General features: G+C 67.0%; 20 protein-coding genes. 12 read left to right on the plus strand and 8 right to left on the minus strand.

The genetic code is table 11. The features are described 5' to 3' along the window. Positions 1 to 52 precede the first annotated feature (52 nt). From QP512_RS01845 to QP512_RS01885, 9 genes are all read left to right on the plus strand, one after another. Positions 53 to 1,543 (plus strand): transglutaminase domain-containing protein, encoded by a 1,491-nt coding sequence (locus QP512_RS01845; protein WP_286070736.1) that lies wholly within the window; start codon positions 53 to 55, stop codon positions 1,541 to 1,543. 51 nt (positions 1,544 to 1,594) lie between these two features. Continuing rightward, on the plus strand, positions 1,595 to 4,618 hold the full coding sequence (locus QP512_RS01850; RefSeq protein ID WP_286070737.1) for a TonB-dependent receptor: 3,024 nt from the start codon (positions 1,595 to 1,597) through the stop codon (positions 4,616 to 4,618). Between the two features lie 55 nt (positions 4,619 to 4,673). After that, positions 4,674 to 6,227, plus strand: a complete 1,554-nt coding sequence (locus QP512_RS01855) for a serine hydrolase domain-containing protein (protein WP_286070738.1) — start codon at positions 4,674 to 4,676, stop codon at positions 6,225 to 6,227. After that, a complete protein-coding gene (locus QP512_RS01860) occupies positions 6,160 to 6,873 on the plus strand; it encodes a M15 family metallopeptidase (RefSeq protein ID WP_286070739.1) in 714 nt (237 codons plus the stop codon). Before QP512_RS01855 ends, QP512_RS01860 begins: the two co-directional genes overlap by 68 nt. 210 nt (positions 6,874 to 7,083) lie before the next feature. Continuing rightward, on the plus strand, positions 7,084 to 7,455 hold the full coding sequence (locus QP512_RS01865) for a hypothetical protein (protein WP_286070740.1): 372 nt from the start codon (positions 7,084 to 7,086) through the stop codon (positions 7,453 to 7,455). A gap of 232 nt (positions 7,456 to 7,687) precedes the next feature. After that, the gene (locus QP512_RS01870; protein WP_286070741.1) at positions 7,688 to 8,092 is read left to right on the plus strand and encodes an EF-hand domain-containing protein; all 405 of its coding nucleotides are present in this window, start codon (positions 7,688 to 7,690) and stop codon (positions 8,090 to 8,092) included. A gap of 95 nt (positions 8,093 to 8,187) precedes the next feature. Continuing rightward, positions 8,188 to 8,940, plus strand: a complete 753-nt coding sequence (locus QP512_RS01875; RefSeq protein ID WP_180852948.1) for an HAD family hydrolase — start codon at positions 8,188 to 8,190, stop codon at positions 8,938 to 8,940. 31 nt (positions 8,941 to 8,971) lie between these two features. Continuing rightward, on the plus strand, positions 8,972 to 9,460 hold the full coding sequence (locus tag QP512_RS01880; RefSeq protein ID WP_286070742.1) for a hypothetical protein: 489 nt from the start codon (positions 8,972 to 8,974) through the stop codon (positions 9,458 to 9,460). 181 nt (positions 9,461 to 9,641) lie between these two features. Continuing rightward, positions 9,642 to 11,003 (plus strand): VOC family protein, encoded by a 1,362-nt coding sequence (locus QP512_RS01885; protein ID WP_286070743.1) that lies wholly within the window; start codon positions 9,642 to 9,644, stop codon positions 11,001 to 11,003. 133 nt (positions 11,004 to 11,136) lie between these two features. Here QP512_RS01885 and QP512_RS01890 read toward each other — a convergent pair whose 3' ends face one another. After that, on the minus strand, positions 11,137 to 12,651 hold the full coding sequence (locus QP512_RS01890; RefSeq protein WP_286070744.1) for an acetyl-CoA hydrolase/transferase family protein: 1,515 nt from the start codon (positions 12,649 to 12,651) through the stop codon (positions 11,137 to 11,139). 382 nt (positions 12,652 to 13,033) lie between these two features. Between QP512_RS01890 and glnE the strand changes: the two genes are divergently transcribed. After that, the gene (gene glnE / locus QP512_RS01895; RefSeq protein ID WP_286070745.1) at positions 13,034 to 15,829 is read left to right on the plus strand and encodes a bifunctional [glutamate--ammonia ligase]-adenylyl-L-tyrosine phosphorylase/[glutamate--ammonia-ligase] adenylyltransferase; all 2,796 of its coding nucleotides are present in this window, start codon (positions 13,034 to 13,036) and stop codon (positions 15,827 to 15,829) included. Positions 15,830 to 15,952: 123 nt separating this feature from the next. On the opposite strand, the gene QP512_RS01900 is transcribed toward glnE, so the two are convergent. The 6 genes from QP512_RS01900 to QP512_RS01925 all read right to left on the minus strand — a co-directional run bounded on the left by QP512_RS01900 (position 15,953) and on the right by QP512_RS01925 (position 20,003). Beyond that, positions 15,953 to 16,513 (minus strand): queuosine precursor transporter, encoded by a 561-nt coding sequence (locus QP512_RS01900; protein WP_286070746.1) that lies wholly within the window; start codon positions 16,511 to 16,513, stop codon positions 15,953 to 15,955. A gap of 74 nt (positions 16,514 to 16,587) precedes the next feature. Further along, a complete protein-coding gene (locus QP512_RS01905) occupies positions 16,588 to 17,100 on the minus strand; it encodes a hypothetical protein (protein ID WP_286070747.1) in 513 nt (170 codons plus the stop codon). A 32-nt stretch (positions 17,101 to 17,132) separates the two neighbouring features. Then, complete coding sequence (locus QP512_RS01910; RefSeq protein ID WP_286070748.1) at positions 17,133 to 17,636, minus strand: hypothetical protein; 504 nt, start codon at positions 17,634 to 17,636, stop codon at positions 17,133 to 17,135. A gap of 19 nt (positions 17,637 to 17,655) precedes the next feature. Then, positions 17,656 to 18,507, minus strand: coding sequence for a DUF2145 domain-containing protein (locus tag QP512_RS01915; protein WP_286070749.1), 852 nt, complete (start codon positions 18,505 to 18,507; stop codon positions 17,656 to 17,658). A 48-nt stretch (positions 18,508 to 18,555) separates the two neighbouring features. Continuing rightward, entirely contained in the window at positions 18,556 to 18,786 is a 231-nt protein-coding gene (locus QP512_RS01920) for a hypothetical protein (RefSeq protein ID WP_286070750.1), read from the minus strand. Between the two features lie 227 nt (positions 18,787 to 19,013). Further along, entirely contained in the window at positions 19,014 to 20,003 is a 990-nt protein-coding gene (locus QP512_RS01925; RefSeq protein ID WP_286070751.1) for a mitochondrial fission ELM1 family protein, read from the minus strand. Between the two features lie 126 nt (positions 20,004 to 20,129). Here QP512_RS01925 and QP512_RS01930 point away from each other — a divergent pair, with 126 nt between their 5' ends. Beyond that, positions 20,130 to 20,720, plus strand: coding sequence for a malonic semialdehyde reductase (locus QP512_RS01930; protein ID WP_286070752.1), 591 nt, complete (start codon positions 20,130 to 20,132; stop codon positions 20,718 to 20,720). Between the two features lie 86 nt (positions 20,721 to 20,806). Then, on the plus strand, positions 20,807 to 21,514 hold the full coding sequence (locus tag QP512_RS01935) for a YceI family protein (RefSeq protein ID WP_005415047.1): 708 nt from the start codon (positions 20,807 to 20,809) through the stop codon (positions 21,512 to 21,514). Between the two features lie 553 nt (positions 21,515 to 22,067). Here the strand turns inward: QP512_RS01935 and QP512_RS01940 are convergent. Further along, positions 22,068 to 22,469, minus strand: coding sequence for a hypothetical protein (locus QP512_RS01940; RefSeq protein WP_286070753.1), 402 nt, complete (start codon positions 22,467 to 22,469; stop codon positions 22,068 to 22,070). Between the last annotated feature and the right edge of the window lie 42 nt (positions 22,470 to 22,511).

Here is a 22,511-nt window from a genome sequence, read left to right on the forward strand (position 1 = left end):
CCCGCAGCCCGTGTTACACAGCCATTACCACCCGCGCTGGGGAAGTGTCGCTGTGGATCCTGCCGTTCGCAAACCGCGTTTGCCTGCTGCTGCCGGCCTGTGTGCCGCGCTGCTGCTGTGGGCATGGTCGGCGGGAGCGGAGCCGCCGCCGTCGGCCACCCAGTTTGCACGTGTCGTGCAGATGATCGACGCGGGACGGTTCTTTGAAGCGCACAGCGAACTGAACACCTGGTCGGCCGCCGACGCGGCGGAGCCTGGCGTCAGTGTCGACGACATCGCGTTCCAGGAAGAACGCATGCGCCGCATCCGCCTGGATTTTTCCCTCGACGAAACCGCCGCCAGGTCCGCCGTGCGCCGCTGGATTCCCGACCTCACCGACGAGGAATTCGCACGCTGGGACCGGCTCGGCCTGATCGAACACCTCGATATCGATGGCACGCGCTGGTACTTCAAGCGCGCACCATCGAACCTGTTCCTGCTCAGCGACGAAGCGCGTGCACGCCGCCGCGCAGATGCGCCGATGCCGGCGCCGGGCCCGAACGAAGTGCTCAACGAACACCACAGGCGGGTGCTCGCTGCGGCAGCGCAGAGCGGGCAGGCCTCGGTGCTGCCACAGCGCATCGAATTCACCCAATCGCTGACGGTGAAGGCCGATGCGGTGCCGGCCGGCGAAACCGTGCGCGCGTGGATTCCGTACCCACGCGAAATGCCGGGGCAGCAGGAACAGGTGCAGTGGTTGGGCAGCACCCCGGGCAAGTCGCGGGTGGCACCCGCCAGTACCCTGCAGCGCACCGCCTACCTGGAGGCCAAGGCCGTGGCCGGGCAGCCGACCCGCTTCGAGATCCGCTATGCGGTCACGCTCTTTGCCCGGCACACCGCGATCGATCCCGCCAAGGTGCAGGCCACACCGAACGATCCCGCATTGAAGCCCTTCCTGGCCGAACAGCTGCCGCATGTGCGCTTCACGCCGGCATTGAAGCTGTTCTCCGACCAGGTGCTGCAGGGCGAGACGCGCCCGCATGAAGTGGTACGCAAGCTGTTTACTGCGGTCGACCGCATTCCCTGGGCCGGAGCGCGCGAATATTCCACGATCAGCAACATCAGCGACTACGCGCTGCGTGCCGGCCATGCCGACTGCGGCCAGCAGACCCTGCTGCTGATCACGCTGCTGCGCCTGAACGGCATTCCCGCGCGCTGGCAGTCGGGCATGGTGTTCTCCGACGACGGCAGCGGCTACAACAACCTGCATGATTGGGGGCAGGTCTACCTGGCGCCGTACGGCTGGCTGCCAATGGACGTGACCACCGGCGCGCTGGCCAGCGATGTGCCGGCAATGCGCGATTTCTACATGGGGGGCCTCGATGGCTACCGTATCGCCTTCAACGACGATTTCGGCCAGCCCTTGGTGCCGGCCAAACAGCACTTCCGCTCGGAAACGGTCGACTCGCAGCGCGGCGAGGCCGAGTGGGCAGGCGGCAACCTGTACTTCGACCAATGGAGCTACGACTTCCAGTGGCGGGTACTGCCAGCCGGGCAACGCTAGCGCGACATATCGCAACTCACACCATTCAATTCTTGCAGGAGAGAGCAGGGGATGAAGGCTTACAGCATCAAGCGGGCGGCGTTGTGCGTCGCCCTGGGGGCGTGTCTGGGCGCAGTGCTGCCAGGCATTGCGATGGCACAGAACGTGAGCGGCGCGGTGGCCGGCCGTGCAACCGCCGGTGACCAGGTGACCGTGGTCAGCAGCAGCACGGGCCTGACCCGTACCGTCACCGTTGGTGCCGATGGCAGCTACCGCCTCGGCCAGTTGCCGGTGGGTGACTATCAGCTGCAGCTCAGCCGCGATGGCCAGAAGCTGGGCGATCAGGTGCCGGTGAGCGTTGCCGTCGGCGGCACCACCACGGTCAACCTGGCCAGCGGCGGCGGTGTCACCAACCTGGATGCACTGCAGGTGGTTGGCACCCGCGTGATCAACCGCGTGGATGTCTACTCCACCGAAACCTCGTTCAACATCAACCGCCAGGAGATCTCGCGGTTGCCGGTGGCGCAGGACCTGACTGCGGTCGCGCTGATGGCGCCGGGCGTGGTCGGTGGAAACTCGTCATTCGGTGGCCTGTCGTTCGCCGGTTCATCGGTGGCCGAGAATGCGGTCTTCATCAACGGTCTGAATGTCACCGACATGTACACCCGTCGTGGCTTCAGCACCGCGCCGTTTGCCTTCTTCAACGAGTTCCAGGTCAAGACCGGTGGATACTCAGTCGAGTTTGGCCGCTCCACCGGCGGCGTGATCAATGCCGTGACCCGTTCGGGCAGCAACGAATTCGAGGGCGGCGTTGAAGTCACCGCCGAGCCCAGTGCGTGGCGCGCCAGTGGCGGCGATCATTTCCACCGTGACGGTACTCCGCATTCCTACGGCAGCCGCGACAACAACTCCTTCCTGAAGACCAATGTCTGGGGCTCGGGGCCGATCATCAAGGACAAGCTGTTCCTGTTCGCGATGTACGAGGACCGCAGTGATAAGGGCCACAACACCTCGTCCGATGGCAGTACCTGGTTCAAGAACGATTCCGGCAACGGCTTCTGGGGCACCAAGCTGGACTGGAACATCAACGACAACCACAGCCTGGCACTGCTGGCGTTCTCCGACGAGGGCGACGTCACCAATGCGTCGTACGGCTACAACTGGAAGGCCGACCAGCTCGGTGCCTGGGGCGGCGATTCGGTTACCGAGACTGGCGGCCGCAACTGGTCGGCCACCTACACCGGCCACTTCGGCCAGAACTTCACCGCCCGCGCCATGGTGGGCCAGAACAACCAGCGTGCGTTCACCAGTTCATCGCTGGATCAGGCCTGCAGCCCGGTGTTCACCGACAGTACCTACGGCCCGCGGCTGGGCAAGCTGCAGGGCCTGCGTGCCGGCTGCCATCCGACCGGTGCGGCCGTGGCCGAGCGTGACGACACCCGCGACGTGGCGCGCCTGGACTTCGAATGGCAGCTGGGCGACCACCTGCTGCGCTTCGGTGTCGATCGCGAGCTGATGACCACCAAGCAGTCCACGCGTTATCCAGGGCCGACCGCGCTGAGCTACACCGCCTACCTGGCGCGGCCGGGGGATGAAGTGTGGGATGGCGCCAACGCCTACGTACCGGCTGGCGTCACCGAGATGCTGCGCGCTCGCAACCGCCGCTCGGGCGGTACCTTCGAGACCGAGGCCAATGCCTTCTATCTGGAAGACATCTGGAACATCACCCCGAACCTGATGCTGAACCTCGGCGTGCGCTGGGACCGCTTCGAGAACCGCACCGCCGCCGGCAAGGCGTTCATCAAGATGGATGACCTGATCGCACCCCGCGTCGGCTTCTCGTGGGACATGCGCGGTGATGGCAGCACCAAACTGTTCGGCAACGCCGGCCGCTACTACCTGCCGGTCACCAACAACATCAACGTGAATTTCGCCGGTGGCCTGACCGACGAATACAGCTATTACGTACTGAACGGCTGGGAACAGAAGACCTCGCCGACCGGTTCGCCGTACATGGCACCGATCGTCGGCCAGCAGATCGGGCCGACCGACACCCGCATGAACACCGGCGGTGCCGACCTGCGCCAGAGCGTGGACCGCGACCTGAAGGCGGTCTACCAGGACGAATACATCCTGGGCTTCCAGAACATGATCAACCAGGCCTGGTCGTGGGGCGTCAATGCCACCTACCGGCGCATGACCCGCGCGCTGGATGACATCCGCATCAACTACACCCCGTGCGGCCCGACTCCCAGCACGCTGTGGCCGATCGCCAACCCGGGCGAGAGCCTGACGATCTGGGGCGACAAGAGCATCGGTTGCGCCAACGAAGGCTGGATCACCATCGATACCGCCAACAGCGGCTATCGAAAGGGCGGCAGTGGCGAGGTGATCGGTTACTCCAAGCCCAAGCGCACCTACAAGGCGCTGGAGTTCCAGATCGACCGTGCCTGGGACGAGAAGTGGATGTTCAACGCGTCCTACCTGTGGTCCAAGAGCGAGGGCAACTTCGAAGGGCCGGTGAACTCCGATACCAACTACGGTGACACCGGCATGGTGCAGTTCTGGGACCACCCGGCCACCAATGAACGCTATGGTGTTCTGTTCAACGACTTCCGCCATCAGTTCAAGCTGCGTGCCGCGTATGCGCTGAACAAGCAGTGGTCGTTCGGTACCACGCTGCAGGTGCAGTCCGGTGGCCCGATCACCGCCTACGGCGTGATGTGGCCGAACGACTCCATCGCCGGTGGCAGCACGTCCAGTGAAGGCAGTGGTGGTGGCACCGGCTGGCTGTGCGTGGCCAACTGTTCAGGCCCCTACAACCAGCGCCAGTTCGAATACAGCCCGCGCGGTGCGTTCGGTCGCCTGCCGTGGACCTGGACCATGGGGGCCAACGTGACCTGGCGATTGCCGGTGGAAGGTATCGACCTCAGTGCACGTCTGTCGGTCTACAACATCACCAACAACCAGAAGACCATCAACGTGCACCAGCGCTATGAAGCGCAACCCGGCCAGTACCGTGAGGCGACATTTGCGACCGGCACGCGCTGGCAGGCCCCGCGCTATACCCAGCTGGTGGTGACCTGGAACTTCTGAGGCCACGATCCGCGCCGTCCACTGCGGCGGCGCGGGCAATGGAGGGTCTGCCCGCATGCACCACCTGTTGATTCTCGCGGCGGCACTGGCCGCACCGTCCGCTTCGTCGGTCGACAGCGCCGCCATCGATGCCGACATCGGCACCGTGGTCCAGGCCGAGCATCTGCCCGGGCTGGCGCTGGCAGTGGTCGACAACGGGCGGGTGGTCCATCGCCATGCCGAAGGCGCGCGCGGCGATGGCGGCCGCATCGACGAGGACACGCTGTTCAAGATCGCCTCCAACAGCAAGGCGATGACCGCAGCGCTGCTGGCGCGACTGGTGCAGCAGGGCAGGCTGCACTGGGATGATCCGGTGCAGCGGCACCTGCCGGACTTCCGCATGCACGATGCGTGGGTGGGCCAGCAGATGCAGGTGCGTGACCTGCTGATCCACAACAGCGGCCTGGGCCTGGGGGCCGGCGACCTGATGCTGTGGCCGGAGCCGAACACGTTCACCCGTACCGACATCATCGCCGGGCTGGCACACCTGAAGCCGGTCAGCAGCTTCCGCAGCGGCTACGCCTACGACAACCTGATGTATGTGGTGGCCGGCGAAGTGGCAGCGGTGGCGGGCGGTAAGCCGTATGACCAGCTGATGCGCGAGCAGGTGTTCGAACCACTGGGCATGACGCGCTGCCAGGTGGGGGCGTGGTCGGTGAAACGCGTGGGCAACGTGGCGCAGCCGCATGCCCGGCGTGGTGGACGCAACGAGGTGGTGAACGCCGATGCTGCGATCAGCCCGGACCTGCCTTCGATGGCGGCGGGTGGCATCCGTTGTTCGCTGCGCGACATGACGCGTTGGATGCAGGTGCTGCTCGATCCCGCCCTGGTACCTGGCTGGCTGGACAGCACGCAACGCCGCACGCTGTGGACCCTGCACATGCCGATGCCACTGGGCGAGCGCCAGCGGCGCTGGGACAACGCGCATTTCTACGGTTATGGGTATGGCTGGCGGGTATCGGACATGGACGGGCAGTGGAAGGTAGCGCATACCGGCACGCTGTCAGGCATGTATTCGTCGCTGGCGTTGCTGCCCGACCGCAGGGTGGGCGTGGTGATGCTGATCAACGGCGATGGCGAGGATGCGCGTACCGCGTTGATGCAGGCCATGCTGAAGCGCTTTACCGCGCCCCATGATGCGCGTCCAGCGATGGCGTACCTGGCTGAACTGAAGGCTGACCAGGTCGCGCAGGCAGCCTCTGGCCACCAACGGCCAGCGACCGCAGCCGCACAGCCGGCACGTGGCGATGATCTGCCGCGTTGGCAGGGTCGCTACAGTGATCCCTGGCTGGGGCCCGCATCGCTGTGCCCGGGCAGGGACGGCCTGCGCTTCAGCGTGGACAGATCGCCGCGGCTGCAGGGCGCCGTGCTGCAACTGCAGGAGCGTTGGCTGCTGCGCTGGGATACGCTGGGCGACGACGCGCAGGCGTGGCTGCAGCCAGGCGAAGGCCCGGCACCGACACTGGACCTGCGTGCCATCGATCCGGACATCGACTTCAGCTATGACTTCCAGGACCTGCATTTCACTCGTACTGGCGACTGCCCTGGCAGCGACCGTCCACGCCGCTGAACCACCGCGCGTCTCGCCCGCAACGGACGCGGCGAGTGCCGGTCTGGTCGAGATCCGTTCGCTGTCGCCGCGTATCGACATGGACATCCGCTACGCCGGCGCAAACAACTTCACCGGTGCGCGCGTGCCGGGCTACGAGGCGCCATCGTGCTATCTGCTGGTGCCGGTGGCGAAGGCGCTGGCGCAGGTGGAACAGGACCTGCGTGCGCAGGGCTTCGGCCTGCGGCTCTACGACTGCTACCGCCCGGTGCGTTCGGTGCAGGCCTTCATGGCCTGGGTGAACGACCCGCGCGAGCTTTCGCGCAAGGCCCTGCAGTACCCGGACCTGGACAAGCCGCGCCTGCTGGCCGACGGCTACATCGCCGAGCGCTCCGGCCACAGCCGCGGTGCCACCGTCGACCTTGGCCTGCTGGATTGCCGCAGCGGCAGCTGCACGCCGTTGGACATGGGGACCGACTTCGATTTCTTCGGGCCACGTGCGCACACGCAGGCGAGCGGACTGAGCGAGGCGCAGCAGGCAAACCGCCAGCAGCTGCTGCAGGCGATGGCGCGACGTGACTTCGTGAACTACCCGCAGGAGTGGTGGCACTACACCCTGCAGCCCGAACCGGATCCGGGCACCGCGTACGACATCCCAGTGCGGTAGGGGTATCGGCAGGGCTGCGCCCCGCCTCTGACGGTTTCCCGCGCGGTCCGTTGTGGAGCCGAGCCCATGCTCGGCTGCTCCTTGTTCAATCGTCGAGATATTCGATTTCGATGGAGATTCATCCACGCATGGCGTGGAACTACTGTGGCTGCCGGATTGCGTCCGGGGCAGATCCCTTACACTGGCCGCTTCTTCATCCCTGCCCACCCGATGAACCTTCCCCTGCACTTCGGCCTGCTCGGCACCCTGGAAGCCGGCGCCATCGCCCTGCTGGTCGGCCTGCTGGTGTACTTGCTGTGGTCGCGGCTGTGCCGGGTGCTGCGCTGGTCGATGGGGCATGCCATTGGCTGGGCCTGTGTCATCTCGGTAGTGGCCTCCGCCGGCATCGATGCGTGGAAGCTGTTCTACATGGGCATCGTGCGGCTGGAATCGCCGCTGTACGCGCGCATTTTCCTGTCCACCATCCACGATCCGAACGAACTTGGCAGCCGCGTGGTGCTGGAAATCGCCGGCGCGCTGGCCGGTGTCGCCCTCGGCTGGGTGTTGTTCAGTTCGCGGTCATCGGAAAAAACCGTCGACTGACGCAGGTTTTTCGTTGCCTGCCGGTTAAATCCGGAGGCGCTGAATGCGCAGCTTATGCACCACTCACTTCACCCTAACCAGCGCGCTAATGCATGCACGCGGGCGAGTGGTTAATCGCGTGTGTGGACGCCGGTCGCAACGCAAAATCGATTCATGAAGTCGGTGGCAGGGTAGGTGCCGTGCGGAAACAACAGGCCGCGCAACACCACCCAACAGGTAGGAGACACCCCCGATGACTATTCGCAACCGCAAGCCCCTGATCGCCCTGATCGTCGCCGCCGGCAGCGTACTGGCCATTCCGGCGATGGCCCAGTCGGCCAAGCAGCAGGCCGCGCATGCGCAGAATGAAGCCGCGCAGGCCCAGCAGGCGGCTGCACAGGCGGGGCAGGCTGCAGATCAGGCGACCAACGCGGCCGCAGCCGCATCGGCGCAGGCCAATGGCGGTGGCCAGACCTGGGCCAGCATCGATACCGATGGCAACGGCACCATCAGCAAGACCGAGGCGCAGGTGAACGCGGGCCTGGCGCAGGTGTTCGACCAGGCCGATACCAACAAGGACGGCGAACTCAGTGCCGACGAATACAAGGCCTACGTGGCCGCCCAGCAGGCCGGCGCGGGTGCCGGCGCCGGCAAATGATCCACGCCTGATTCGGGACAACCGGTGCATGGGGACCCGGGCGGCTTCGGCCGCCCGGGTTTTTCTCGTCATCGCTGCCCCTGTATCCTTGGCCGATGAACACCCCCACGCCTGCGCCGTCGCGCGCCATCGGCCTGGTCGGTTTTGACGGTGACGATACGCTGTGGAAGAGCGAGGACTACTACCGCAAGGCCGAGCAGGATTATCTTGACCTGCTGTCGCGCTACGTCGACGTGCATGACACCCAGACCGCGCGCCACCTGCTGGAAGTGCAGCAGCGCCACCTGGGCACCTTCGGCTACGGCGTCAAGAGCATGACCCTGTCGATGATCGAAGCGGCCATCGACATCACCGGCCAGCGCATCGACGCGAAGGACATCCAGCGCATCCTCGACATCGGCCACGACACCCTGCGCCACCCGGTCGAGCTGATCGACGGCGTGCGAGAAGCGGTAGCAGCCATCGCCGAGCACTACCCGGTGGTGCTGATCACCAAGGGTGACCTGTTCCACCAGGAAGCGAAGATCAAGGTCGCCAACCTGGCCGAGCTGTTCCCGCGCATCGAGATCGTTTCGGAGAAGGATCCGGAAACCTACGCCCGCGTGCTGGCCGAGTTCGACCTGCCGATGCAACGCTTCGTGATGGTCGGCAACTCGCTGCGGTCGGACATCGAACCGGTGGTCACCCTCGGTGGCTGGGGCGTGCATACCCCGTATGCGGTCACCTGGGCCCACGAGACCCAGCACGGCGTGGCCGACGACGAACCGCGCATGGTCACCGCCGATACTGCCCACGATTGGCCGGCCGCCCTGGCCGCGATCGAGGCCAAGGCTGCGGCGGCGGCCTGACAGGGCCCGGCGGCTGCGGCAGAATCGGGCCATGAACCACCGACTGCGCATGCTGCTGTTGTGCCTGCTGCTGGCGCCGGCCACCGTGCTGGCCCAGCAGACGGCCGAGCGTTCGGCCAGCTATGAAGTGGACACCGGCGACAGCTGGGTCGATGCCCAGCTGCAGGACATCAACCATTACGCCGAGCGCTACCCGGATGCCTTTCTCGATGAGGTGTCGCGCTATGCCGACGTGCCGCGTGGCTACATCAGCGCGCTGTTCATCACCCACGGTTGGCAGGCTGGGGATATCTACTTCGCCTGTTTCTGGGCCAAGGCCAGCGGCCAGACCTGCCGTGAGAGCGTGCGCGCCTTCAGCCAGGACCGGGAAGGCGGCTGGGAAGCGGTGGTGAAGCGGATGCCAGTGAAGCCGCAGAACCTGCATGTGCGTGCGGTGCGCCACGCCATCGTGGCCAGCTACAGGCACTGGGACCGGCCGATCACCCTGGATGCCACCCTGAAGCGCCAGCTCAACCGGTAGTGCCGGGCCGCGTCCGGTGGGTGCGAACCAAGGTTCGCACCTACCAGGAGCAGTCCGGAGGTTGCCGGCCGGTGGCCGGCACTACCGGTATTTTTCATGTTGCTCTGCATATCGCGGCCGCCACGCACTCCGGCGACAATACGGGTTCGAGCTGTTCCCCGTTCCCGTAATCGAGTGACTGATGAGCGCCTCTTTCGTTTCGCCTGATGTGATCCGCCGCCTGTTCGCGCAGGCCATGTCCCGCATGTACCGCACCGAAGTGCCGCTGTACGGCACGCTGGTGGAACTGGTGGAGCGGATCAATGCGCAGGTGCTTGCCCAGGACCCGGTGCTGGCCGCGCAGCTGGAGCGCAACGATGAGCGTGCACGCCTGGACGAAGAGCGCCATGGCGCGATCCGCGTGGGCACCGTGCAGGAACTGGCCACGCTGCGCCGCCTGTTCGCGGTGATGGGCATGTACCCGGTGGGCTACTACGACCTGTCGGTGGCCGGCGTGCCGGTGCATTCCACCGCGTTCCGCCCGCTCACCGGCGCCGCGCTGGCGCAGAACCCGTTCCGCGTGTTCACCTCGCTGCTGCGCCTGGAGCTGATCGAAGACGAAGCCCTGCGCGCCGAATCGGCGAAGATCCTTGCGCGCCGCCGCATCTTCACCGACGGCGCGCTGGCACTGATCGACCAGGCCGAGCGTGACGGCGGCCTGTCGCAGGCCGATGCCGGGCGCTTCGTCGATGAGGCGCTGGAAACCTTCCGCTGGCACGGCGATGCCACCGTCGACCTGCCCACCTACCACGCGCTGCACAACGCGCATCGCCTGGTGGCTGACGTGGTCAGCTTCCGTGGCCCGCACATCAACCACCTGACCCCGCGCACGCTCGACATCGACGCCGCGCAGGTGGCCATGATCGAACACGGCATGGCGGCCAAGGCGGTGATCGAAGGCCCGCCGCGCCGCGCCTGCCCGATCCTGCTGCGCCAGACCAGCTTCAAGGCACTGGAAGAGGCGGTGCATTTCCCGGACGCGGAAGGTGGCGATGCCGGCACCCACACCGCGCGCTTCGGCGAGATCGAGCAACGCGGCCTTGCGCTGACCCCGAAGGGCCGCGCGCTGTACGACCAGCTGCTGTCGCAGGCACGCGATGCCGGTGGCGAAGGCAGCACCGGCGGCGATTACGGGCAGCGCCTGCAGGCGGTATTCGCCAGCTTCCCGGATGACCACGACACCCTGCGCCAGGAAGGCCTGGGCTACTACCGCTACCAGTTGACCGACGCCGGCCGGGCTGCGCCCGAGCGCGTGGCCGATCTGCCGGCGGAAGTGCTGGTGGCCGCGGGCCTGGCCACGGCCGATCCGATTGTCTATGAGGATTTCCTGCCGGTCAGCGCCGCGGGCATCTTCCAGTCGAACCTCGGCGGTGAAGAACAGCGCGCCTATGCCGCACACGCCAACCGCGAGGCCTTCGAGCAGGCGCTGGGCGTGGCGGTGAATGACGAGTTCGAAATCTACGAGCGGCTGCAGGCCGAATCGTTGGCGGCGCTGCGCGGGTAAACCGCTCGCCGTGGCGCGGAGCGTGGGCTCGGCTCTACAGGGATTCTGCGGAGCGGCCCCTTGTAGAGCCGAGCCATGCTCGGCTGCACAGGGATGGGGAGTCGAGCATGGCTCGACTCTACAGCCGCGGGCGTCAGCCCTTCATCGTGCCGGTATCCAGCCAGCGCTGGTGCCACGACAACGCTTCCGGCAGCAGGTGCGGGGTGTGCTTGCCGTAACTCTCGCGGCTGGCACGGTCGAAGTAGTCCTGCAGCTGCGGGCGGAAATCCGGATGCGCGCAGTTGTCGATCAGCACCTGCGCGCGCTTGCGCGGGGTCAGCCCACGCAGGTCGGCCAGGCCCTGTTCGGTCACGATCACCGACACGTCGTGCTCGGTGTGGTCCACATGGCTGGCCATCGGCACGATCGCCGAAATGGTGCCGTTCTTGGCGGTGGACGGGCTCAGGAACGCCGACAGGAAACCGTTGCGGGCAAAGTCACCCGAACCGCCGATGCCATTCATGATCCGGGTGCCCATCACGTGCGTCGAATTGACGTTGCCGTAGATGTCCACCTCGATCATGCCGTTCATGCCGATGCAGCCGAGGCGACGCACCAGTTCCGGGTGGTTGGAGATTTCCTGCGTGCGCATGATGATGCGCTCGCGGTAGAAATCGATGTTTTCCTTGAACGTCTCGTTGGCCTGCGGGCTCAGCGCGAAGCCGGTGCACGAGGCATAGCTCAGCACGCCGTCGCGCAGCAGGTCGAGCATGCCGTCCTGGATCACCTCGGTGAACGCAGCCAGATCGCGGAAACCGCTCTTGGCCAGGCCGGCCAGCACGGCGTTGGGGATGTTGCCCACGCCCGACTGCAGCGGCAGCAGGTTCGGCGGCAGGCGGCCCTTCTTCACTTCGTGCTGCAGGAACTCGATCAGGTGCGAGGCGATCTGTTCACTGGTCGCATCGATCGGGCTGAACGGGCTGTTACGGTCCGGACCGTTGGTGCGCACCACGGCCACGATCTTGTCCGGGTCGCAGCGCAGCGCGGTGTCGCCGATGCGGTCGTTGGCGTTCACCAGCGGAATCGGCTTGCGGTGCGGCGGCAACGCGGTGCCGTAGTAGATGTCATGCATGCCGTCGACGCCGGCCGGCTGCCATTCGTTGACCTCGACGATCACCTTCTTCGCCAGGTCCAGCCAGGTCTTGTTGTTGCCGACCGAGGTGGACGGCACCAGCGAACCGTCCTCGCGGATGGCCGAGACTTCGATCACGGCGGTATCGATCTCGCCGTAGAAACCGAACCACACGTGCTGGGCCACGTGGCTGAGGTGGATGTCGATGTAATCCAGCTTGCCCTCGTTGATGCGGTTGCGTGCATCCGGGTCGCTCTGGAAGGGCATGCGCATGGCGATGCCATCGGCCTTGGCCAGCGCGCCATCGAGTTCCGGCGCGGTGGAGGCGCCGGTCATCAGCTTGATCTGGAAGGGCTTGCCTTGGGCATGCACCGCTTCGATGCGGCGGGCCAGTTCCACGGGAACGGCCTTGGGATACCCGGAGCCGGTGAAGCCGCTCATGGCCACGGTTTCACCGGGCTGGATCAGCGCGGCTGCGGCCTCGGCGGAGACCACGCGGTCACGGAGACGCGCGTTGGCGATGCGATCAACAGACATGACGACAGTGTTTCTGGGGGGAATCCCGATTATCGGCCATCCTCATCCGTACGGGGGGTTCTACCTTCGTGGAATGGCTTTTCCCCGGAGGGCTCACCCATACCCGCCGGTTTTGTTTTGCAGTGCAGCGTGCAAAGTGCTTTCGCAGCCCGCACGATGGCCCTGCATCCCGACGTGGGGGAGGGAGCAGAGCCCGCTGGCAGTTCGCTGCAAGCGGGCTTTTTTATTGCCTGTCGCCCAGTATGAATGCGCGCACTTGGCGCGGGGTCGGATCCTTTTGCCAAAGGCAAAAGGCTCTGGCCCCACCCGCGGCATTCCTGGGGGCAGAGCCCTTCGCCGATGGCAAAGGGATCCGACCCCAGCCGGTCGATACAATCAGGGCATGACCCTCGCCCCCGCTGAACTGCCCGCTTCCCTGCAGCCCGTTGTCGACCGCGCCTTGTCGCGTTTGGCCCAGGTGCTGCCCGAGCCCGCCCCGGCCGACCTGTTGCCGCTGCTGACCCGGCTGGCGGTGGCCAGCGACTTCGCCCTGGATACCCTGGTGCGGCAACCGGCCCTGCTGGCGCAGCTGGCCGCGCCCGGTTGCCCGCCGATCCCGGCGCCGGTGCTCGACCCGCTGCAGTCCAGCGACTGGCCGGCACAGCTGCGGCGCTGGCGTGCGGCGATGTCCACGCGGCTGATCTGGCGCGACCTGGCCGGGCTGGACGACGTGGCGCAGACCCTGGCCGGCGCCACGACACTCGCAGAAGATTGCCTGCGGCTGGCGCTGGACGCGCTGCAGCAGGAGTTCGCCCAGCGCCACGGCGTGGTTCGCGATGGCGAAGGCGCTCCGCAGCAGCTGGTGGTGTTCGGCCTCGGCAAGCTGGGCGGTGGCGAGCTCAACTTCAGTTCCGATATCGACCTGGTCTACGCCTACGCGCACGGTGGCGAATCCGATGGTCCGCGCGCGCTGGCCGCCGAAGAGTATTTCGCCCGGCTCGGCCAGCGCCTGGCCAAGCTGCTGGATGAAACCACCGTCGATGGCTTCAGCCACCGCGTCGACCTGCGGTTGCGCCCGTTCGGCAGCGCCGGCCGCGTCGCACTGTCATTCGCGGCAATGGACCAGTACTTCCAGCGCGAGGGCCGCGACTGGGAACGCTATGCATGGCTGAAGGCGCGTGCGGTGGCCGGCGACATCGCCGCCGGTGAGGCGTGGCTGCAGACGCTGCGCCCGTTCGTGTACCGCCGCTACCTGGATTTCACCGCGCTCGATGGCCTGCGCGAGATGAAGGCGGCGATCACCGCCGAAGTCGCGCGCCGCGAGTTGCACGAAGACATCAAGCGCGGCGCTGGTGGCATCCGCGAGATCGAGTTCCTGTGCCAGGCGCTGCAGCTGATCCGCGGTGGTCGCGAACCGGCCCTGCGCGAGCGCCGCCTGCTGGTGGCACTGGATGCGCTGGTCGCCGCCGGTCAGATCGCGCCGGCGGATGGCGCGGCGCTGCGCGAGGCCTACCTGTTCCTGCGCCGGCTGGAGAACCGCCTGCAGATGTTGCGCGACGCACAGACCCACGTGCTGCCCAGCGATGCATTGGACCGCGAGCGCATCGCCGTCGGCCTCGGTTACCCCGACTGGGACGTGCTGCGCGCGGCGCTGGCCGTGCAGCAGGCGCGGGTCAGTACCGAATTCGCTGCGCTGCTGGCGCCGCGCAAGGGCCAGGCCGCACCCGACGCACTGGCCAACTACTGGCGCAGCCTGCCCGACGGCAGCAGCGCACCACTGCTGGCCGAGGCCGGCTTCCTCGATGCCAACGGCGCTGACCAGTCGCTGCGCGATTTCGCCCAAAGCACCGGTGTGAAGTCCTTGTCTGATGCCGCGCGTGCGCGGCTGGATCGCGTGCTGCCGGCACTGCTGCATGCCGCCACGCGTTCGCCGCAGCCCGACGCCGCGCTCAAGCGCGTACTCGGCCTGTTGCAGGCGGTGCTGCGCCGGACCAGCTATCTCGCACTGCTGGACGAGCAACCGAGTGCGTTGGCGCGGCTGGTGGATGTGCTGGCGCGCAGTGCACTGCTGGCCGAACGCCTGGCCGCGTATCCGCTGCTGCTGGATGAGCTGCTGGACGTGCGCGTGTCCGGGCCGATGCCCGACGCCGCCGGCATGCTGGCCGAGTGCCAGCAGGTGCTGGCGGTGGAGGATCCCGAATCTGCGCTGCGCTGGCTCAATGAAACGCGGCTGGCACTCAGTTTCCGCATGGCGATGGCCACGCTGGATGGCCGCCAGGGCGCGGTGGACAGCACCCGGCAACTGGCCGAGCTGGCGCAGGCGGTGGTGATCACTGTGCTGGCGATGGCCGAAGCGGACATGCGCGCCGCACACGGGGAGATTCCCGGTGGGCGCTTCGCGATCATCGGCTACGGCAGCCTGGGGGGCCTGGAGCTGGGCTTCGGGTCCGACCTGGACCTGGTGTTCCTGCACGACAACCCCGCCGGGGTGGACGCCAGCGATGGTGCACGGCCGTTGGAGCCGGGCCGCTGGTACGCGCGTCTGGCACAGAAAGTGATGGCACTGCTTGGCGCGGTCACCGCCGCCGGCCGCCTGTACGACATCGACGTGCGCCTGCGCCCGGACGGTGGCAAGGGCTCGCTGGTGTCTTCGTTGGCCAGCTACACCGAATACCAGCGCGAACGCGCATGGACCTGGGAACACCAGGCCTTGGTGCGCGCACGCGGCGTGGCCGGTGATGCCAGCCTGCTGGCCGACTTCGAACAGGTGCGTGCGCAGACGCTGGGACGTGAGCGCGATCCGGCCACGCTGTATGCCGATGTGCTGAAGATGCGTGGCCGCATGCGCACCGAACTGGACCGCAGCGATGCTGTGCGGCTGGACCTGAAGCAGGGTGCGGGTGGCGTGGTGGACCTGGAGTTCCTGCTGCAGACCGGCGTGCTGGCGCGCAGTGCGCAGCACGCGGCGCTGCTGCAGCCGCGCGATACGCCGTCGTTGATCGATGCGCTGGCGGTTGCCGGTTTCCTGCCGGAAGGCACCGCGCAGGCCCTGCATGGCGCGCATGCCACGCTGCTGGACGTAGGCCTGGCCTGCACGCTGGATCGGCGCCCGCGGTTGGCACCGACTACACCAGCGATTGAAGAGGCGTGCGCTGCGATTGCGGCAGCGTGCAGAGCCGCGGCGTTGCCGTTCGGGTGATGCGCGGTCGTGCGGGAATGCGCTCTTGGTAGGTGCCAACCTTGGTTGGCACAACCCATCAGCGTTCATGACCCCGGCAACAGCGTGCCAATCAAGGTTGGCACCTACCAAGGCATGTAGGGGTCAGCTGGCGGCGCGCAGCGGCGCCATCTTCCACAGCAGCGCGCGGAACGGGGCCAGCAGGCAGACGCCGATCGCCAGCTTCACCGCCAGGTCACCCGCCGCCCAGCTCACCCACGGAAGGGCGGAACCAGCAAACGCGATCGACCAGAAAATGGTGGTATCCACCGTCGCGCTGCACGTGGTGGCCACCATCGGTGCGCGCCACCAGCTGCCACGGCGCAGACGATCGAACACGGTGATGTCCAGCAGCTGCGCCACGATGAAGGCCGAGCATGAGGCAATGGCGATGCGCGGCGTCGCCACCCAGATCGACAGCAGCACCGCCACCAGGAAGCCGATCCACGCTACGCGGCGCGCCGGGCCCGGGCCGAAGCGGCGGTTGATCAGGTTGCTGACCAGGAACGCCACCGGATAGCTGAAGGCACCCCAGGTCAGCCAATCGTTGATCGGATACTGCACCAGTACGTTGGACAGCAGCACCACCGCGCCCATCGCCAGCACCGCCAGCACCAGGGCGCGCGGGGTCAGCGGGGCAAACAGAGGGGCAGGACGCACGGACATGGCGAGCCAGGGGACAAGGGGAATCGCCCATTATCCGCCCGGCCCGCGCCAAATCCAAAAACGCTCGTTCAGCTTTACAGCGCCTCGCTCATCACATCGCCCGCGGCGTAGGCGGTCGGCACGTAGGCCAATGCCTGACCCTGCGCGCTCTTCACGGTCCAGCCGGCACCGGCCCCGGTGGGGTCGAAATGCACCCGCTGCCCCACCACGAACGCGGCGGACTGGTCTTCATGCACGCGCGCCGGCCACCGCAGGGTCGCGGTCTGGTCGGCCTTGTCCGGCACCTGCAGCTGCACCTGGCGCTCGCCCTCCGGGGTGGTCTCCACCTTCTTCACCTCCATCGGCGGCAGCGGCACCGCCTTGGTGCGCTGGGCTTTCTCACGGCGTTCGCTGGCCTTGAACGGCGCCTTGGACAGTTCGGACAGGCCTGCCGATGCGGCAAGGGGCACCGAGACCACGATCACCGAGGTGATCAGCACGCTGGCCTCGCTGCTGTTCAACTGTGGCGCGGCGCCAGCATGGGCGGTGGGCACCAGCAGTGCCGAGAGCAGCAGGGCGGACGCGGGAACGCGCAGGCAACGGAACATGGAGACCTCCTGGTCAATGTGAGGACGGCGGCTCAGCGCCGGGTATCGAAGATGTCGCGCGGGCCGGTGGCCTCGGGCAGGTATTCCAGCGGACGGCCCTGGTTGTCCTTCAGCTGCCAGCCCTGATCGTTGCCGGTCGGCTCGAAGTTCACGGTCTGGCCCACGGTGAACTGCACGGCCGGATCACCGATGCCGCGCGGGTACTGCATCGAGGCGGTGTTCCGCGGATCGTTGGCATCGCGCAGCTGCACTTCCCGTCGGCCATCGACGGTGGTGGCGATGGCGCTTACCTGCATCTGCGGCAGCTTGATCTGCTGCGGGCGGGCAAGCGGGCGGCCTGCGTCGGCTGCGTCCTGGGCTTCCTGGGCCGCCGCCGCACGGGCCGCGTTCACCATCTGCGAGGACATCTCCAGGCTCGGTCCCTGTGGGCCCGGGTCGTGGATGATGACGATGCGTCGTTCGGCATGGGCGGCGTTCGTGCAGAGCAGGCCAGCAACCATCACCATCGACATCAGGGAAACAGGCAGTGCGCGCATCTCGTTCTCCTTGCAGGATTCAGGGCGAGGCAGCGGTGGCTCCAGCCACCGGCACATGAGGGATCACCAGTTCCTGCTGCAGCTGGCTGCGCTGGTGCAGGAAGTCGAACACCGATTCCACGGTCACCACCGAATAGTTGCCGGAAATGCGTTCGCCGGCGGGATGGTCGGTCGTGGTGGCGTTGGCCACGAACAGGCGCGCACCCACGCGCTTGCCCAGGCCGATATGCAGTACGCTGGGCTGGTACTTCTGCTGGCGCAGCCACTGCTGGGCCTGTTCGCGCTTGACGATGGCGGGTGCCCCATCGGCCTGCGCCATCGCTGCGGCCAGCACTTCCAGCACCCACTGGTTGGAGTTCTGGTAGTCGGTGGCGAACGGGTAGGCGACCACGTTGTACCTGGTTTCGTGCAGCGCCTTGGGCTGGATCGACGGCGATACCAGCATCGCTTTCAATGCAGCACGCAGCGGTGCCGAAGGCACGCCGATGCGCAGGTCGGTATGCCCGCCGCTCTCGCCGACGAAGTTGCCCAGGCCTTCGTGGTACAGCTGCGAGCTGTCGGTCTTGCAACGGTTGAGCAGGTGCATCGCGCGCCAGCGGCCATCGTCCTCGCGCAGCAGGAAGGCCAGGTGGCTGTGTCGCAGGCCGTAGCGGCTCAGATCCTGGCCGCCGCGTGCGGCGACCACCACGTCCACATCCGGCAGCGCGTCCAGGCGTTCGGCGGTGGTCCAGGCCACGTCCAGCATCGCCGCCTGCGAGGCGACGCTGGGGTAGCGTTCGCGGCACTCGGAACTGTTGGCCCAAGCGGGCGCGGTCACCAGCAGGCTGGTGATCAGCAACGCAGCGCGGGGCAGGCGGGAGAAACGATCCATGTCGGTACCTTCAACGGCGGGCAGGCCCGCGCGCCGATCATACGCCGGTCAGCGCAGCGGACGGTCCACGCCCTTGCGCTTGAGCTCGCGGTCGCAGGCCTCGCTGATCGGCGCGATCGGCAGCGGCGGACGCTCGCCCGTCTTCGGATCGCGCAGCGCCGGCTGTTCGCGGTATGCATCCAGCTGCTGCTGGCACTGGTAGGAAATCGGATCCAGCTCGGTGGGCGTAGTGGAGCAGGCAGCGAGCAGGGCCAGTGGCAGCAGGAGCAGGGGGCGCATGAAGACGTTCAGCGTGAGGGGGGAAGCTGGACTCTAACCGTGCAGCCGGATCCAAATGTTCAGAAATCGCTGGGCACCCGGTTAACGGAGGGCCGGAGCAAGTCGGGGGCTTAGGCCATGTCGCGGGGCTTGGGCCGCGGCGCGGTAGAGTCGACTGTTAGTCGACTATCGCGCGCAGCGCGGGGTTTTCAGCGGTATCGCCAACAGCAGTCGACTAACAGTCGACTCTACAACTCCTTCGCTGTTTTCCCGGGCTCTTGCGAAAAGCCAAGCCGCGCTTTCACTTCCGCGGCCACCCGCGCGGTCTCGCGCAACGGCTCGATGCGGTCGTACTGCCAGTCCAGCCAGCGCGCCTGCAGCCGCCCACGCTCGCGCAGCTGCTGCTGGAAACGCGCCAGCCGACCCTGCGCGGTATTGGCCAGCGCCACCATCACCGGCATGCGCGTGGCGCAGGCTTCAGACAACAGGTTCACCGAGTCGGGTGACACCACCACGCGGTTGGCCCAGCCGAGCAGGCCGCCATAGGGATTGGTGCCGTCGCCACCATCGCCCCAGATCACATGCGGCAGGTCCGCAAACGTCGCACGCAGGATCTCGGCCAGTGCCGGCGGCGTGCGTCGCGAGGTGGTGGCCAGCAGGCTGCCACCCTCGCTGCGTATCTGGTCGGCCAGCGCACGGAACACAGCGACCATCGCCGTTTCATCCCACGGCGCCAGCGGCGTCGGTCCACCCACCAGCAGCGCGGTGCGCGGGCCGGGCAGGGTGCTGAAGCCGGCGAACGCGGCGCGGCCCCAGGCCAGCCAGTCATCGTCCACCGGGTTGAGGCTGCCGAGCAGGGTCAGCACATTGCTGCCGCGCAGGGCATCGTGTTCGGGCACCACCACCACATCCCAGTGGCGTGCAGCGATGCGCGGGTCGAGGATCTGCACCACCTGGCTGCCACGGGCGCGCAGCACGCGCAGCGCGCCCGCAGCCTGGCGACCACAGCCGATCGCCAGTGGCGGGGGCTCGGCGGCCAGTGTCGCGAAGGCCTCGCCGTAGCCGTTCACATCGCCCGGCAGGCGGCGCGGCGACAGCCAGCGCCAGGGGGCGCGCGGCTGCAGGACCAGCGGCCGATGGGCGCCCTGGCGCAGCGCCGAGGCCAGCGCGACCGCCTGGCGGACATTGCCCGCGCGGCCGTCAGTGACCGTCCAGGGTGCGCTCGATCGTTTCACCATTGGCATTAATTCGTTTCAGCCCTGCTGGGTGTTGCAACAGTCGCGACACTCTACACTGCGGCTCGTCGATTCGCCCCGCGCCGCCCGCGGGCACTGACTTCCCTTCGCTGCCCTGGAGATCCACCGATGTCCCACGCGCTCGACGCTGCTGCCCTCGATCAGCTGTTCCGTACTGCCCGCACCCAGAATGCTTTCCTGGACAAGCCGGTTCCTGAGAGCCTGTTGAAGGAACTGTACGACCTGGTGAAGTGGGGCCCGACCGCCGCCAACACCACGCCGGCCCGCTTCGTCTTCGTCACCTCGAAGGAAGCCAAGGAAAAGCTGGCCCCGGCCCTGTCCGAAGGCAACCTGGCCAAGACCATGGCCGCGCCGGTCACCGTCATCATCGGTTTCGACCTGGACTTCCACGAGAAGCTGCCCTATCTGTTCCCGCACACCGATGCCAAGGCCTGGTTCGATGGCCCGCAGGAAGGCCGCCACGAAGCCGCCATCCGCAACGGCAGCCTGCAGGGCGCCTACCTGATCCTGGCCGCGCGCGCGCTGGGCCTGGATGCCGGCCCGATGTCGGGCTTCGACCCGGCCAAGGTGGACGAAGCGTTCTTCGCCGGCACCGCCATCAAGTCGAATTTCCTGGTCAACCTGGGTTACGGTGACTCGGCGGGCCTGTTCCCGCGTCTGCCGCGCCTGTCGTTCGACGAAGCGGCGCGCATCGCGTGAGTCGTTGTATCGGTTTCGGGCCCGCCGTCCCGCGGCGGGCTCTTGCTGCACCGTGTACCCACCCTACGATCCGGAGAGTTCCTGAGATGAGTGCCACCCGTAAACTGCTGCTGCCGCTGGCCCTGACCCTGGCCATCGCCGCCTGCTCCAAGCCGGCCGACACCGCTGCCCCGGCCGCCGATGCCGCCGCCCCGGCCACCACCGAGCAGGCCGCCACCCCGGCGGCTGATGCCGCTGCTGCCGCCCCGGCCGCCGAAGCGATCAAGATCGCCTCGGGCACCTACAAGCTGGACCCGAGCCACACCGACGTGCTGGCCCAGTGGAGCCACTTCGGCTTCTCCAACCCCAGCGCGCACTTCGGCAATGTTGAAGGCACCCTGGTGTACAACGCCGAAGACGTGACCAAGTCCACCGTGGAAGTGAAGCTGCCGCTGAGCGGCCTGAACAGCTTCACCGCCAAGTTCGACGAACACCTGAAGAGCGCCGACTTCTTCGACGCCGCCAAGTTCGCCGATGCCACCTTCAAGAGCACCAAGGTGGAAGCGGCCGGCACCAACAAGCTGACCGTCACCGGCGACCTGACCATCAAGGGCATCACCAAGCCGGTCACCCTGGACGTCACCGTCAACGGCGGCGGCGAGCACCCGATGGCCAAGGTTCCGGCGGCTGGCTTCGATGCCACCACCACCCTGAAGCGCAGCGATTTCGGCGTCGGCGCGTATGCCCCGAACGTCAGCGATGAAGTGAAGATCCGCATCACCACCGAAGCCACCGGCGAAAAGCCGGCGGCTTGATGCCCCCCGCTCACTCGTCGTGAGAAGGCAGAAGGCCCGCTGAAAAGCGGGCCTTCTTTTTTTGGGGGATGCGATCCGCGTCGATGGCGTGTGGAAACTTCGCACTGCGTGGGAAACCCGCACTGCACGAGAACCCTGCACCGCGCGGAAAACCTGCACTGCACGAAAACCCTGCACTGCACGGAAAACCTGCACTGCACGAAAACCCTGCACTGCACGGAAAACCTGCTTTGGTAGAGTCGACTGTTAGTCGACGGCTCTTCGCGGGATGCCAAAACCCCGCGCTGCGCGCGCGAGTCGACTAACAGTCGACTCTACCGCTGGTCGGTTCCATCACGCGCCGGTCGGTTCCATCACACGCCGGTCGGTTCCATCACGCGCCGGTCGGTTCCATCACGCGCTGGTCGGTTCCATCACGCGCTGGTCGGTTCCATCACGCGCCGGTCGGTTCCATCACACGCCGGTCGGTTCCATCACGCGCCGGTCGGTTCCATCACGCGCGGGTCGGTTCCATCACACGCTGGTCGGTTCCATCACATCGTGCGCGGCGCGCTCAGCGCAGCGTGCCCAACCATGCCACGCAGGCTTCGCTCGGGCTCTGCTTGGCCTTCACCGCCAGCCCGCTCACGCGCACGAAGGTCTGCGCCGCCTGCGCCACCACCTGGCGGGCGATCAACGCGGCCTGCTTGGTCGCAGCCTGCTGCTTGCGCAGCTGCACGATATGCACCGACGGGCGGCCCACCGGCGCGTACTTCTGGTCGCGGCGCAGCACATCGGCTACCTGCGCCACTTCAAACTCGGCCTGCAGGTAGCGGTGCTGTGCCTCCACCAGCTCACGCAACGGCGTGCGCAGGGCGGCGGTGTCGGCGAAGGCGACCAGCGCCGCATCGCAGGCAGTGTCATCGGCGAAGCGGGTACGCAGCGCGTCCACGCTGGCCAGGGTCAGTTTGGCCATGTGGGCCTCGTTGCTGCAGGAAAGGAGCGCGATTGTCGCATT

This window comes from Stenotrophomonas sp. 57 (assembly GCF_030291075.1).
GTDB lineage: Bacteria > Pseudomonadota > Gammaproteobacteria > Xanthomonadales > Xanthomonadaceae > Stenotrophomonas.

Bases quoted from the DNA above. Each gene is read 5' to 3' on its own strand.
- QP512_RS01850 (WP_286070737.1), top strand. From the start codon at position 1,595: ATGAAGGCTTACAGCATCAAGCGGGCGGCGTTGTGCGTCGCCCTGGGG.
- QP512_RS01880 (WP_286070742.1), top strand. From the start codon at position 8,972: ATGAACCACCGACTGCGCATGCTGCTGTTGTGCCTGCTGCTGGCGCCG.
- QP512_RS01885 (WP_286070743.1), top strand. From the start codon at position 9,642: ATGAGCGCCTCTTTCGTTTCGCCTGATGTGATCCGCCGCCTGTTCGCG.
- QP512_RS01915 (WP_286070749.1), bottom strand. From the start codon at position 18,507: ATGGATCGTTTCTCCCGCCTGCCCCGCGCTGCGTTGCTGATCACCAGC.
- QP512_RS01875 (WP_180852948.1), top strand. From the start codon at position 8,188: ATGAACACCCCCACGCCTGCGCCGTCGCGCGCCATCGGCCTGGTCGGT.
- QP512_RS01920 (WP_286070750.1), bottom strand. From the start codon at position 18,786: ATGCGCCCCCTGCTCCTGCTGCCACTGGCCCTGCTCGCTGCCTGCTCC.
- QP512_RS01900 (WP_286070746.1), bottom strand. From the start codon at position 16,513: ATGTCCGTGCGTCCTGCCCCTCTGTTTGCCCCGCTGACCCCGCGCGCC.
- QP512_RS01905 (WP_286070747.1), bottom strand. From the start codon at position 17,100: ATGTTCCGTTGCCTGCGCGTTCCCGCGTCCGCCCTGCTGCTCTCGGCA.
- QP512_RS01925 (WP_286070751.1), bottom strand. From the start codon at position 20,003: ATGGTGAAACGATCGAGCGCACCCTGGACGGTCACTGACGGCCGCGCG.
- QP512_RS01910 (WP_286070748.1), bottom strand. From the start codon at position 17,636: ATGCGCGCACTGCCTGTTTCCCTGATGTCGATGGTGATGGTTGCTGGC.
- QP512_RS01940 (WP_286070753.1), bottom strand. From the start codon at position 22,469: ATGGCCAAACTGACCCTGGCCAGCGTGGACGCGCTGCGTACCCGCTTC.
- QP512_RS01860 (WP_286070739.1), top strand. From the start codon at position 6,160: ATGACTTCCAGGACCTGCATTTCACTCGTACTGGCGACTGCCCTGGCA.
- QP512_RS01855 (WP_286070738.1), top strand. From the start codon at position 4,674: ATGCACCACCTGTTGATTCTCGCGGCGGCACTGGCCGCACCGTCCGCT.
- QP512_RS01890 (WP_286070744.1), bottom strand. From the start codon at position 12,651: ATGTCTGTTGATCGCATCGCCAACGCGCGTCTCCGTGACCGCGTGGTC.
- QP512_RS01865 (WP_286070740.1), top strand. From the start codon at position 7,084: ATGAACCTTCCCCTGCACTTCGGCCTGCTCGGCACCCTGGAAGCCGGC.
- QP512_RS01930 (WP_286070752.1), top strand. From the start codon at position 20,130: ATGTCCCACGCGCTCGACGCTGCTGCCCTCGATCAGCTGTTCCGTACT.
- QP512_RS01935 (WP_005415047.1), top strand. From the start codon at position 20,807: ATGAGTGCCACCCGTAAACTGCTGCTGCCGCTGGCCCTGACCCTGGCC.
- QP512_RS01870 (WP_286070741.1), top strand. From the start codon at position 7,688: ATGACTATTCGCAACCGCAAGCCCCTGATCGCCCTGATCGTCGCCGCC.
- glnE (WP_286070745.1), top strand. From the start codon at position 13,034: ATGACCCTCGCCCCCGCTGAACTGCCCGCTTCCCTGCAGCCCGTTGTC.